At 67.2% G+C, this 12,248-nt stretch carries 13 protein-coding genes; 9 read left to right on the top strand and 4 right to left on the bottom strand.

The window, feature by feature from the left end:
• Positions 1 to 73: 73 nt before the first annotated feature.
• From I7X18_RS06355 to I7X18_RS06380, 6 genes are all read left to right on the top strand, one after another.
• Positions 74 to 1,489 (top strand): HAMP domain-containing sensor histidine kinase, encoded by a 1,416-nt coding sequence (locus tag I7X18_RS06355; protein WP_226862979.1) that lies wholly within the window; start codon positions 74 to 76, stop codon positions 1,487 to 1,489.
• Between the two features lie 143 nt (positions 1,490 to 1,632).
• A complete protein-coding gene (locus I7X18_RS06360) occupies positions 1,633 to 2,967 on the top strand; it encodes a S1C family serine protease (RefSeq protein ID WP_193044041.1) in 1,335 nt (444 codons plus the stop codon).
• Positions 2,968 to 2,987: 20 nt separating this feature from the next.
• Positions 2,988 to 3,533: a MogA/MoaB family molybdenum cofactor biosynthesis protein gene (locus tag I7X18_RS06365; RefSeq protein ID WP_193044948.1), complete on the top strand. Its 546-nt coding sequence runs from the start codon at positions 2,988 to 2,990 to the stop codon at positions 3,531 to 3,533.
• 715 nt (positions 3,534 to 4,248) lie between these two features.
• Positions 4,249 to 4,899: a porin MspA gene (locus I7X18_RS06370; protein WP_198730530.1), complete on the top strand. Its 651-nt coding sequence runs from the start codon at positions 4,249 to 4,251 to the stop codon at positions 4,897 to 4,899.
• Between the two features lie 297 nt (positions 4,900 to 5,196).
• A complete protein-coding gene (locus I7X18_RS06375; protein ID WP_193044040.1) occupies positions 5,197 to 5,847 on the top strand; it encodes a porin MspA in 651 nt (216 codons plus the stop codon).
• A 439-nt stretch (positions 5,848 to 6,286) separates the two neighbouring features.
• The gene (locus I7X18_RS06380; protein ID WP_193047902.1) at positions 6,287 to 6,925 is read left to right on the top strand and encodes a porin MspA; all 639 of its coding nucleotides are present in this window, start codon (positions 6,287 to 6,289) and stop codon (positions 6,923 to 6,925) included.
• Positions 6,926 to 6,978: 53 nt separating this feature from the next.
• On the opposite strand, the gene mscL is transcribed toward I7X18_RS06380, so the two are convergent.
• From mscL to I7X18_RS06400, 4 genes are all read right to left on the bottom strand, one after another.
• Complete coding sequence (gene mscL, locus I7X18_RS06385) at positions 6,979 to 7,434, bottom strand: large-conductance mechanosensitive channel protein MscL (RefSeq protein WP_193047901.1); 456 nt, start codon at positions 7,432 to 7,434, stop codon at positions 6,979 to 6,981.
• A 61-nt stretch (positions 7,435 to 7,495) separates the two neighbouring features.
• The gene (locus I7X18_RS06390; protein WP_193047900.1) at positions 7,496 to 8,146 is read right to left on the bottom strand and encodes an SAF domain-containing protein; all 651 of its coding nucleotides are present in this window, start codon (positions 8,144 to 8,146) and stop codon (positions 7,496 to 7,498) included.
• A gap of 68 nt (positions 8,147 to 8,214) precedes the next feature.
• A complete protein-coding gene (locus tag I7X18_RS06395) occupies positions 8,215 to 8,547 on the bottom strand; it encodes an FmdB family zinc ribbon protein (RefSeq protein ID WP_193047899.1) in 333 nt (110 codons plus the stop codon).
• Positions 8,548 to 8,619: 72 nt separating this feature from the next.
• Positions 8,620 to 9,207 (bottom strand): 5-formyltetrahydrofolate cyclo-ligase, encoded by a 588-nt coding sequence (locus I7X18_RS06400; RefSeq protein ID WP_232375416.1) that lies wholly within the window; start codon positions 9,205 to 9,207, stop codon positions 8,620 to 8,622.
• Between the two features lie 85 nt (positions 9,208 to 9,292).
• Here I7X18_RS06400 and I7X18_RS06405 point away from each other — a divergent pair, with 85 nt between their 5' ends.
• The 3 genes from I7X18_RS06405 to I7X18_RS06415 are packed head-to-tail and all read left to right on the top strand — an operon-like array spanning position 9,293 to position 12,168.
• Complete coding sequence (locus tag I7X18_RS06405) at positions 9,293 to 10,204, top strand: UTP--glucose-1-phosphate uridylyltransferase (RefSeq protein WP_193047897.1); 912 nt, start codon at positions 9,293 to 9,295, stop codon at positions 10,202 to 10,204.
• A 39-nt stretch (positions 10,205 to 10,243) separates the two neighbouring features.
• The gene (gene glp / locus I7X18_RS06410; protein WP_193047896.1) at positions 10,244 to 11,503 is read left to right on the top strand and encodes a molybdotransferase-like divisome protein Glp; all 1,260 of its coding nucleotides are present in this window, start codon (positions 10,244 to 10,246) and stop codon (positions 11,501 to 11,503) included.
• 11 nt (positions 11,504 to 11,514) lie between these two features.
• Entirely contained in the window at positions 11,515 to 12,168 is a 654-nt protein-coding gene (locus tag I7X18_RS06415) for a GNAT family N-acetyltransferase (RefSeq protein ID WP_193047895.1), read from the top strand.
• Positions 12,169 to 12,248 lie beyond the last annotated feature (80 nt).

Here is a 12,248-nt window from a genome sequence, read left to right on the forward strand (position 1 = left end):
CTCCGGCGCTCCGCCACCACCGCGTCCCAAACAGCCGCGCAACACCAGCTCCCTGTCACTGCGATGGCGCGTGATGCTGCTGGCGATGTCGATGGTGGCGATGGTCGTGGTGCTCATGTCGGTCGCCGTCTACGCCGTGGTGGCCCGGGCGCTCTACGACGACATCGACAACCAGCTGCACATCCGCGCGCGGCTGCTGATCGAGAGCGGGTCGCTGGCGGCCGACCCCGCCAAGGCGATCGAGGGCACCGCATACTCGGACATCAACGCGATGCTTGTCGACCCCGGCCGCGCGATCTTCGCCAACAACTCGCAGGGCAAACTGCCGATCGGCGAGCCGGAGAAGGACGTCATCTCCGGCGAGCTGCTGCTGTCGCTGCGCACCGCCGACCATCAGCGGGTGCTCGCCGTCCACCTGAACAACGGCAGCTCGTTGCTGATCTCGAAGAGCCTGGCGCCCACCGGCGAGGTGCTCGGCCGGCTCGGCACCGTGCTGCTCATCGTCGGCGGGGTCGGGGTGGTAGTCGCCGCGATCGCCGGCGGCATGGTCGCCCGAGCAGGGTTGCGCCCGGTCGGACGGTTGACCCAGGCCGCCGAACGCGTCGCCCGCACCGAGGATCTGCGGCCCATCCCGGTGTTCGGCAGCGACGAACTCGCCCGGCTCACCGAGGCCTTCAACATGATGCTGCGCGCACTGGCCGAATCGCGGGAGCGGCAAGCGCGACTGGTATCCGACGCCGGCCACGAATTGCGCACCCCGCTGACGTCGCTGCGCACCAACGTCGAACTGCTGATGGCCTCGCAGGAGCCGGGCGCACCGCGACTGCCCGAACAGGACCTGGCGGATCTGCGGGCTGACGTGATCGCACAGATCGAAGAGCTCTCCACGTTGGTGGGTGATCTGGTTGACCTGACCCGGGACGAGGCGGGCGGGGTGGTCTACGAGACCGTCGACCTGGCCGAGGTGGTCGACCGCAGCCTGGAACGAGTTCGGCGGCGCCGCAACGACATCGAGTTTGACGTCGACGTCGTCGGTTGGCAGGTCTACGGCGATGCCGCGGGGCTGGCTCGCGCGGTGCTCAACCTGCTCGACAACGCGGCGAAGTGGAGTCCACCGGGGGGCGAGGTAGGGGTCCGTCTGAGGCAGACCGATCCGGTCCACGCCGAACTGGTCGTATCCGACCGCGGCCCCGGCATTCCGGAGGCCGAACGGCGGTTGGTGTTCGAGCGTTTCTACCGCTCGACCGCCGCACGCGCGATGCCGGGATCCGGGCTGGGTCTGGCGATCGTCAAACAGGTCGTGCTCAAACACGGTGGGGCACTGCGCGTAGAGGACACAGTGCCGGGTGGCGATCCGCCGGGCACGTCGATCTATGTGATGCTGCCCGGCCGTCCGGTGGCCCCGTCCGGCGATGGAACCGACCGGATGCCGACGCCCCGTCCCGACGCGGAGATGCGTTCGGCCGGATCCCGAGCGGAGAAGAAGTGATCAGAGGCACCCCGGCGCGGGCGAAGTCACGGTCTGCATCGAAGGATCTCTAAGTGGATTCTCAGTCCACCTGGGCACTGTGAGGGCGAGTCCTTCGTTAAACGAACTGTCGGACCACCTACGAGGAAGAGCACCGAAGCGACATGACGAACCACCCGAGGTATTCGCCGCCGCCGCAACAGCAGCCGGGCCACCGCCCGGTTGGCCGGGACACCGGGTACCCGGGCGCCCAAGGTGCGGACCCGTATTCACCACAACAGCCCTATGACTGGCGGTACGCAGCGCAACCGCAGCAGCAGTTCCGCGCCCCGTACGACCCCTACCGGGGCGCCGTACAGCCGACTGCGGTCCTGCCGCAACCGCGCCCGGCCCAAAAGCGTTCGCGCGCAGGCATGTTGACCATCGGTGCGCTGGCAGTCGCGGTGGTGTCAGCGGGCATCGGGGGCGGTGTGGCGACGATGGTGCACCAGGACCGGCCGTCGATCGGCGGGTCGGTCTCCGGTGCGGCACCGAGCATGCCTGCCGCCGCCCTACCCGCTGGGTCGGTCGAGCAGGTGGCCGCCAAGGTGGTGCCGAGCGTGGTCAAGCTCGAGACGAATCTGGGCCGGGCGTCCGAGGAGGGTTCCGGCATCATCCTCACCTCGGACGGTCTGATTCTCACCAACAACCACGTCGTTGCCGCCGCGGCCGATCGTCCCGACGCCCCCGGTGGCGGCGCCGAGACCAAGGTGATTTTCTCCAACGGCCGCACCACGTCGTTCTCCGTCGTCGGCACCGACCCCAGCAGTGACATCGCGGTCGTCCGCGCGGAGAACGCGTCGGGTCTGACGCCGATCTCGCTGGGTTCGTCGGGCGATCTGCGCGTCGGACAGGACGTCGTCGCGATCGGTTCGCCGCTCGGACTCGAGGGGACGGTCACCACCGGGATCATCAGCGCGCTGAACCGGCCCGTCGCCGCGGGCGGGGACACACGCAACCAGAACACGGTGCTCGACGCGATACAGACCGACGCCGCGATCAACCCGGGTAACTCGGGCGGCGCGCTGGTGAACATGAACGGCGAGCTGGTCGGCGTGAACTCGGCGATCGCCACCATGGGCGGTGACTCGCCGCAGGCACAGAGCGGTTCGATCGGCCTGGGCTTCGCGATCCCGGTGGACCAGGCCAAGCGCATCGCCGACGAGCTGATCCAGAACGGCTCGGCCTCGCACGCCTCGCTGGGGGTGCAGGTCAGCAATGACACCGCCACCGACGGCGCGAAGATCGTGGAGGTGAACGCCGGTGGTGCGGCGGCCGCGGCCGGCCTACCCAGTGGTGTGGTGGTGACCAAGGTGGACGACCGGGTGATCAACAGCGCCGACGCGCTGGTGGCGGCCGTGCGGTCCAAGGCGCCGGGGGAGAAGGTGACGCTGACCTACCTCGATCCGGCGGGTGAGCCTCAGAACGTGCAGGTGACGTTGGGGAAGGCCCAGCAGTGACCACCACCAGACCGGGGACCGTGCGAGTGGCCGCGACGCTGTCCGTGCCCACCTATACGGTTGAGGTCATGGAACAGGCAGGGGAGTTGGTGGGCCGCGCGCTCGTCGTCGTCGTCGATGACCGCACCGCCCACGGCGACGAAGAGGATCACAGCGGTCCGCTGGTCACCGAGCTTCTCGGTGAGGCGGGTTTCGTCGTCGACGGGGTGGTCGCGGTGTCCGCCGACGAGGTGGAGATCCGCAATGCACTGAACACCGCTGTGATCGGCGGGGTGGACCTCGTGGTGTCGGTCGGTGGCACCGGGGTGACGCCGCGCGATGTGACTCCGGAGGCGACCCGCGACATCCTCGACCGTGAGCTCCTGGGCATCTCTGAGGCGTTGCGCGCCTCCGGGCTGTCGGCCGGGATCGTGGACGCCGGAGTGTCTCGCGGCCTCGCCGGGATCTCGGGCAGCACCCTGGTCGTGAACATCGCCGGATCGCGCGCTGCGGTCCGTGACGGGATGGCCACGCTCAATCCGTTGGCCGTGCAGATCATCGGACAGCTGTCGAGCCTGGAGATCTGACGACTCATCGTCCTGGCAAGTCATCGTCCTGGCAAGACGCCGCGCGACGCCCTCACGGCGTCGCGCGGCGTCTTTTCTGTTCGGCCACCGGCTCGGCTAACGTCTGCCGTGTTACCAGGCGGTGAATATTTATTCCATAAGTCGGGTGATGTTGATCACAGCGGAGGAAGCGTGTGAGTACGCAATCGAACCGTCCACGAGATTCAGTTAACAAAATCTTCGGCGAGACGCTGCCGGAGGTCTCGTCCGATGAACGTGATGAGCGCGCATCCGAGGATGAGGCGCAGCATGACCGCTGGCTCCGTGACAACCTTCCGCCGCATCACGATTGATCACAATTTTCCGTGGATTCTAGGAAGTTGCAGGTGAAAAGAGTGCCCGGGAGTTTTCACCCCGCCTGTTGACGGGTCACACCCCGCCCGGGGCGAACCGCCGGCCCTCGTCACGGAGGTGGGCCGCAGGACGCGGTCAGCAAACTCACAGCTAACGTTCACCCCCCTGTGACCTCGGGCTGGCCCCGAATTGACCTGCGTTGCCGCCCCGTCGCCCCCCCGATATGTTCCTCCTGTCAACGATGAGCTACGCGTAAGAGCAAGCTGTGGAGCCTCTAATTTTCTCCACATCTTGATCCTGCGGGGTGTGTGGTGGCGCGGTAGGCCGGCACCCAACAACAACCTCGGTGAGCCCCTCACCGTCCACAACAGCTAGGGAGAACATGAAGGCAATCAGTCGGGTGCTGATCGCGTTGGTTGCGGCCATCGCGGCTCTGTTCACGAGCACGGGCACTTCGCATGCAGGTCTGGACAATGAGCTCAGCCTGGTCGACGGGCAGGGCCGCACGCTCACGATTCAGCAATGGGACACCTTCCTCAATGGTGTGTTCCCGCTGGACCGCAACCGGCTGACGCGCGAGTGGTTCCACTCGGGCCGCGCGAAGTACATCGTCGCGGGCGAGGGCGCCGAGGACTTCGAGGGCTCACTCGAGCTGGGCTACCAGATCGGCTTCCCCTGGTCGCTGGGTGTCGGCATCAACTTCAGCTACACCACCCCCAACATCGCCTTCGACGGCCTCGAAGGTGCTGCCTTCTTGGACACCGAGCTGGGTAACGAGTTCACCGGCATCGTGACTCCGCCGCTGTTCCCGGGTGTCTCGATCAGCGCTGACCTGGGCAACGGCCCGGGCATCCAGGAAGTCGCGACCTTCGCGGTCGACGTCGCTGGTGCCGAAGGTGCGGTCGCGGTGTCCAACGCGCACGGCACGGTGACCGGTGCGGCCGGCGGTGTGCTGCTGCGTCCCTACGCCCGGCTGATCGCCGCCACCGGTGACAGCGTCACCACCTACGGCCAACCGTGGAACATGAACTGACTCTTATTGAACAGTCAAAGGGGCCCCGCGGGTTTTTGACCCGCGGGGCTTCTTCGCGTAACGGCCGAGGATGCCGTCGAGCCGACGGAGTTTTCGCAGCTCGCGAGGCAAAATTAGCCGGAGATGCGCCATCTGTTGAGGGTTGTGTGCCGCCCTGTTATGTTTTCCCCGTCAAATACGATGAGAGTCACATGAGGACCGCAGGTGAGGATTCTCATCACAGTCACATGTTGTTCTCACCCGGACGTGGCGCTACGCCACGGCCACACCACTATCCGCGCGACAGCTAGGGAGAACATGAAGGCAATCAGTCGGGTGCTGATCGCGTTGGTTGCGGCCATCGCGGCTCTGTTCACGAGCACGGGCACTTCGCATGCAGGTCTGGACAATGAGCTCAGCCTGGTCGACGGGCAGGGCCGCACGCTCACGATTCAGCAGTGGGACACCTTCCTCAATGGTGTGTTCCCGCTGGACCGCAACCGGCTGACGCGCGAGTGGTTCCACTCGGGCCGCGCGAAGTACATCGTCGCGGGCGAGGGCGCCGAGGACTTCGAGGGCTCACTCGAGCTGGGCTACCAGATCGGCTTCCCCTGGTCGCTGGGTGTGGGCATCAACTTCAGCTACACCACCCCCAACATCGCCTTCGACGGCCTCGAAGGTGCGGGCTTCGTCGACCCCGTGCTGGGTAACGAGTTCACCGGCATCGTGACTCCGCCGCTGTTCCCGGGTGTCTCGATCAGCGCTGACCTGGGCAACGGCCCGGGCATCCAGGAAGTCGCGACCTTCGCGGTCGACGTCGCTGGTGCCGAAGGTGCGGTCGCGGTGTCCAACGCGCACGGCACGGTGACCGGTGCGGCCGGCGGTGTGCTGCTGCGTCCCTACGCCCGGCTGATCGCCGCCACCGGTGACAGCGTCACCACCTACGGCCAGCCGTGGAACATGAACTAAGCCCCTTCTGATCGCACAAGGAGCCCCGCGGGTCACACGCCCGCGGGGCTTCTTGCTGTTCGGGACAAGCCTGACATCTATTTTCCATCGCAATCAAAGTCTTTTTGAAATCAAATAGAATGGTGTTCGCTCGCCGTGGTGGCATCTATTTGCGTTTGCAAGAGAATGGCCGAGGGTAGCGGCCCGCCAGGTTTTATTGCGTGCCGCACCGCTCGTGACGGCGGCGTTTGCCCAGCGTAGGCCGCAGAAAAGCCCGTGCATGTGCAATGTGTTGTCGGTTTTATGTCGCCCTGTTATGTTTTGCGCGTCACTGACGATGAGATTCTCATGAGGACAACACGTGAGGATTCTCATCCCAGTCACATGTTGTGCTCACGGGTGTGTGGTGAAGCGGTGACCAGGCGCCCATCAACCATCGGCGCTACAGCTAGGGAGAATCATGAAAGCAGTCAGTCGGGTGCTGATCGCGTTGGTTGCGGCCATCGCGGCTCTGTTCACGAGCACGGGCACTTCGCATGCAGGTCTGGACAACGAGGTCAGCCTGGTCGATGGGCAGGGCCGCACGCTCACGATTCAGCAATGGGACACCTTCCTCAATGGGGTGTTCCCGCTGGACCGCAACCGGCTGACGCGCGAGTGGTTCCACTCGGGTCGCGCCAAGTACATCGTCGCAGGCGCGGGTGCTGAGGAGTTCGAGGGTTCGCTGGAGCTGGGCTACCAGATCGGTTTCCCCTGGTCGCTGGGTGTGGGCATCAACTTCAGCTACACCACCCCCAACATCGCCTTCGACGGCCTGGAGGGATTCGGCATCTTCGGTGGCGAGCTCTCCGGCATCGTGACTCCTCCGCTGTTCCCGGGCGTCTCGATCAGCTCCGACCTGGGCAACGGCCCGGGCATCCAGGAAGTCGCGACCTTCGCAGTCGATGTCACCGGTGCCGAAGGTGCGGTCGCGGTGTCCAACGCGCACGGCACTGTGACCGGTGCGGCCGGTGGTGTGCTGCTGCGTCCGTACGCCCGGCTGATCGCCTCGAGCGGTGACAGCGTCACCACCTACGGCGCGCCCTGGAACATGAACTGAGCTCGCACGCTTGACCGATCGGCCCCCGGACACCGTCCGGGGGCCGATTGCATTCAGTGCTTGTCGGCGCTGGTGGTCTCCGCGGTGTCGGGGCTCGGGCCGGTGCCGGGACCGGCGGTCTGCCTGGGCGTTCCGCTGGTGTCGGCGAGGATATTGCGGATCTCGGTGAGCAGGCTCAACTCCGTGTCCTGGGCCTGTTCCACCTTGCCCCGCTCGCGAAGCTTCTTGTAGGGCAGCACGATCAGGAAGTACACGACCGCGGCCACGAGGATGAAGTTGATGATCGCCGACAGCAGCTCGTTGAGGTCGATGGCCTGACCGCCGCCGATGTCTATCCGCAGGATCCCGTAGTCCGCGTCACCGCCCGCCCCGATGCGGTTGATCAGCGGTTCGATGACGCTGTTGGTGAAGGCCGTGACCAGGCCGGTGAAGGCCGTGCCGATTACCACCGCGGTCGACAGGTCGACGATGTTGCCGCGGGCGAGGAAGTCCTTGAACCCTTTCAGCATGACGAGCCCTTCTTCGGTGAGTGGACAGCTGATAGTGCGTCACGTTAGGCGCGGCAGCCGCTCAGTGGAAGGTCAGCGTGACAGCCTGGGTCAACGATGCGCCCGCCACCTTGTTGGCCGCCTCCGCCGGAAGGGCGACCAGCACAGCGCGCTCACCCGCGGCCCCGGGTCCCTGCCGCTTCTGCGACACCAGCACCACCACCGCGCGGGTGGCGATCACCAGCGCGTCTGCGCCGATGTCCGACGCCGGTGCCGCGAGTACGTCCACCACATCGCCGGTCCGGACCAGGTCGACCAGAGCGCCGTCGGTCAGGTGAAGGGACACGAGTCGGGCGTCGGGCCCCGCGGCAGCTTCGGCGATCCGCGGCCCGAGTAACCGCACATCGGTGAGCACCTCGCCGCGCCGGGCCGGGCCGGCCACCGTGGCGCCGACCACCTCGGCCGGATCCGACGCCGCGCCGTCGGGAACGGCCGTCACCGGACGGCGTTCGATCCGCACATGGGTGTCGGCCAGCTCGGTACCCGGGGTGAGGTCACTTGCGGCGACGACGACGTCGACCTGTTTGCCGTCGGGATCGGAGCGCACCGCCGCAACGGCCGCGAGCACCACCAGGGCGCCCGCGGCGATCCGTCGCGCCAGTACCGTGCGGCTCCAGTCCGGCCGCAAACTGCTCAGGCGTGCCAGCGGCGTCGGTTCGAGAGATTCCCCCATACCGCCACGCTAGGCAGCAACCGACCCGGCCCGCTCGGGTTCACCGCGGGCCTGTGGATAACTTCAGATCAGCTGGAGGCAGCCGCTGCGGGCGCCGAGCTGGTCGAGGTGGAACTCGAGCTCGAATCGCTCGCCGCGCTGGAGGTCGACTTCTCCGACGAACTCGACGAGCTCGACGAATCCGAGGAACTCTTGGCCGAACCACCGCTCGAAGTCTTGGCGGGTTCGCGGCTGTCGGTGCGGTAGAAACCGCTGCCCTTGAACACCACTCCCACCTTGCCGAAGAGCTTGCGCAGCCGGCCACTGCACTGCGGGCATTCGGTCAGCGCATCGTCGCTGAACGCTTGCACGGCATCGAACCGATTGCCGCAGTCGGTGCACGCATAGGAATAGGTAGGCACGAAAACCTCCGAGGTCGTCAAACTTTTTAGCACTCTACCGGCTCAAGTGCTAGAACCGCCACGCGCCCACTGTCATTCCCCCAACGGGACCACTCCACGCCCCGGCGTCAGGGCGTGCGTCATCCGCACATCGTGCGGGTCTGCCGGCAACCGGTCGACCAATTCCTCGTCGCGCACCACCGCCACCAGCAGTGCCGCCGGGTCCGCCGACCGCAGCGATCGGTCGTAGAACCCGGCGCCCCTCCCCAGCCGCACACCGGTGCGGTCCACCGCCAAAGCCGGAACCAGCACGACCGCGGCGCCACCCACCGCGTCGGCCGGCAACCACGGCGGGGCCGGTTCCCGTAAGCCGTGGCGGGCGACGACGAGATTTCCCGGGCGGTACTCGCCCCACAGCAACGGCAGCGGAACGTCCTCATCGTCGTGTTGAGCCACAGGCAGCAGGACCCGCGCCCCGAGTGTCACGAGCTCGTCGAGCAGGGCGAGCGATCCGGGTTCGGAGCCGACCGGCACGTATGCGCACACTGTTCGCCCGGGCGCCGCGATTTCAGCAAGGTGGGCGGTGAGCGCGGTGGCCTGCCGCTCGCGCGCCTCATTCGTCACTTTGCGGCGTGCCCGCAGCAGTTCGGCGCGCAGCTCGGCTTTGGTCGGCGACGTCACCCATCCACGATGACATCCCCACTCAGACGAACCAGGTGCGGCCCATAACCGGTTCATCCAGCGCGCAGCGGTTAATCTGTGAGCGATGAGTCGGCCAGAAGTACCCATTCCGCGTACCGCTGTCGTGCCCGCCGCAGGCCTCGGCACGCGTTTCCTACCCGCCACCAAGACCGTTCCCAAAGAATTGCTGCCGGTGGTCGACACCCCCGGTATCGAATTGGTCGCCGCCGAGGCTGCCGAGGCGGGCGCCGAACGGCTGATCATCGTCACCTCCGAGGGCAAGGACGGCTTGGTCGCCCACTTCGTCGAGGATCTCGTGCTCGAGGGGACGCTCGAAGCCCGCGGCAAGAAGACGATGCTGGAGAAGGTCCGTCGCGCCCCCGCGTTGATCAAGGTGGAGTCGGTGCTGCAGGCCGAACCGCTGGGCCTCGGTCACGCTGTGAGCTGCGTCGAACCCTCGCTGTCAGACGACGAGGATGCGATCGCGGTGCTGCTGCCGGACGACCTCGTGCTGCCGACCGGGGTGCTCGAGACGATGTCGAAGGTCCGCGCCAAACGCGGTGGTTCGGTGTTGTGCGCGATCGAGGTGCCGCCCGAGAAGATCAGCGCCTACGGCGTTTTCGACGTCGAGGAGGTGCCGGACGCCGTCAACCCCAACGTCATGCGCGTCAAGGGGATGGTCGAGAAACCCAAGGCCGAGGACGCGCCGTCGCCGTACGCCGCCGCCGGCCGCTATGTTCTCGACCGGGCGATCTTCGATGCGCTGAAGCGCGTACAGCGCGGTGCGGGCAACGAGATCCAGCTGACCGACGCGATCGCGCTGCTGATCGACGAAGGCCATCCGGTGCACGTCGTCGTCCACCGCGGAACCCGACACGACCTGGGAAATCCCGGCGGCTACCTGAAGGCTGCGGTTGACTTTGCGTTGGAACGCGACGACTACGGCCCCGAGCTGCGGCAGTGGTTGGTCGAGCGATTGGGCCTGACCGAGAACTAGAACTGTGCGACAGGCCCGAAGACAGGAGAAAGGCGTGTTGTGCGTTCGGTTGAGGAGCAGCAAGCTCGGATAGCCGCCGCCGCGGTGGCTCCGCGACCGGTACGGGTTGCCATCGCCGAAGCCCAAGGCCTGATGTGCGCCGAAGAGGTCGTCACCGAGCGGCCGATGCCCGGATTCGACCAGGCCGCCATCGACGGTTACGCGGTGCGCAGCGTCGACGTGCTCAGTGTCGGCGGCGGCGCCGGGGCCGACGACAACGACGGCCACGAGATCAGTCTGCCGGTGATGGCGTCGATCGAGGCCGGGGCGCGGACGCCGGGCCGGCTTCAGCCCAGGCAGGCAGCGCGCGTCCAGACCGGTGCGCCGATGCCCACCCTCGCCGACGCGGTACTGCCCCTGCGGTGGACCGATGGCGGCGCGAACCGGGTGCGGGTGCTGCGCGGGGTGCGCTCCGGTGCGTACGTGCGACGCGCCGGTGACGACGTGCAGCCCGGTGATGTGGCGGTGCGGGCGGGGACGATCATCGGTGCGGCCCAGGTGGGGCTGCTGGCGGCGGTCGGACGTGAACGGGTGCTGGTCCATCCCAGGCCGCGGGTGTCGGTGATGAGTGTCGGCGGCGAGTTGGTCGACATCTCGCGCACACCGGGTAACGGCCAGGTCTACGACGTGAATTCGTACGCGCTCGCCGCCGCGGGCCGCGACGCCGGCGCGGAGGTTAACCGGGTCGGCATCGTCAACACCGACCCCGCCCAGCTGCGCGAGATCGTCGAAGGGCAACTCAACCGGGCCGAGATCGTCGTCATCGCCGGTGCGGTCGGCGGCGCCGCGGCGGAGTCGGTGCGGGCCGTGCTCTCCGAACTGGGGGAGATGGAGGTCTCGCGGATCGCGATGCACCCCGGGTCGGTTCAGGGCTTCGGCCAGCTCGGCCGCGACGGTGTGCCGGTGTTCCTGTTGCCCGCCAATCCGGTCAGCGCGCTGGTGGTGTTCGAGGTGATGGTGCGGCCGCTGATCCGGTTGTCGTTGGGCAAACGGTCGCCGATGCGCCGCATCGTCACTGCGCGCGCCCTGTCGCCGATCACCTCGGTGGCCGGACGCAAGGGCTACCTGCGCGGTCAGCTGATGCGGGACCAGGACACCGGCGAGTACCTCGTGCAGGCGCTCGGCGGCGCCCCGGGGGCGTCATCGCATCTGCTCGCCACGCTCGCCGAGGCAAACTGTCTGGTGATCGTGCCGACCGACGTCGACGAAGTGCGTACCGGGGAGGCCGTCGACGTCGCCTTCCTCGCGCAACGCGGCTGACCCGAGTCGAGGTGAGCCTGCTGCGGTCGAGTTCCCTGCACCCCGGATGGCCGATGCCGGTGGGCCCGTTGCGGGTCCCCGCCGGTGTGGTGAGACTGCGTCCGATCCGCCTGCGCGACGCCGCGCAGTGGAGCCGTACCCGGTTGGCCGACCGCGGGCACCTCGAACCGTGGGAACCGATGACCGGAGTGGATTGGCAACTGCGCCATGCTTTCTCGTCGTGGCCCGCGGTGTGCTCGACGCTGCGGTCGGAGGCGCGCAAAGGGCGGATGCTGCCGTACGTCATCGAACTCGACGGTCAGTTCGCCGGTCAGCTGACCATCGGCAACGTCACCCACGGTGCGTTGCGTTCAGCGTGGATCGGCTACTGGGTGTCGAGTGAACAGGTCGGCGGCGGGGTGGCGACGGCGGCGTTGGCGCTCGGCGTGGACCACTGCTTCGGACCGGTCATGCTGCACCGTGTCGAGGCCACCGTGCGTCCGGAGAACGCGCCGAGCCGACGAGTGCTGGCAAAGGTCGGCTTCCGCGAGGAGGGCCTGCTCAAGCGCTATCTCGAGGTCGACGGCGGCTGGCGCGACCACCTACTCGTCGCGATCACGGTCGAGGAACTCAGCGGGTCCGCGTCGGCGGCGCTGGTGCGTACGGGGCGCGCGGAGTGGGCCTGACCCGCTGTTACTGATGTGACACGTGTGACTCGTGGTGCTTGTCACATGCGAATTACAGGTGTGTAATTGTCTCGGCGCGT

This window comes from Mycolicibacterium baixiangningiae (assembly GCF_016313185.1).
Taxonomy (GTDB): domain Bacteria; phylum Actinomycetota; class Actinomycetes; order Mycobacteriales; family Mycobacteriaceae; genus Mycobacterium; species Mycobacterium baixiangningiae.

Coding starts and splice junctions, on each gene's coding strand:
- I7X18_RS06355 (WP_226862979.1), top strand. CDS start 74: ATGCTGCTGGCGATGTCGATGGTGGCGATGGTCGTGGTGCTCATGTCG.
- I7X18_RS06360 (WP_193044041.1), top strand. CDS start 1,633: ATGACGAACCACCCGAGGTATTCGCCGCCGCCGCAACAGCAGCCGGGC.
- I7X18_RS06370 (WP_198730530.1), top strand. CDS start 4,249: ATGAAGGCAATCAGTCGGGTGCTGATCGCGTTGGTTGCGGCCATCGCG.
- I7X18_RS06375 (WP_193044040.1), top strand. CDS start 5,197: ATGAAGGCAATCAGTCGGGTGCTGATCGCGTTGGTTGCGGCCATCGCG.
- I7X18_RS06380 (WP_193047902.1), top strand. CDS start 6,287: ATGAAAGCAGTCAGTCGGGTGCTGATCGCGTTGGTTGCGGCCATCGCG.
- mscL (WP_193047901.1), bottom strand. CDS start 7,434: ATGCTGAAAGGGTTCAAGGACTTCCTCGCCCGCGGCAACATCGTCGAC.
- I7X18_RS06390 (WP_193047900.1), bottom strand. CDS start 8,146: ATGGGGGAATCTCTCGAACCGACGCCGCTGGCACGCCTGAGCAGTTTG.
- I7X18_RS06405 (WP_193047897.1), top strand. CDS start 9,293: ATGAGTCGGCCAGAAGTACCCATTCCGCGTACCGCTGTCGTGCCCGCC.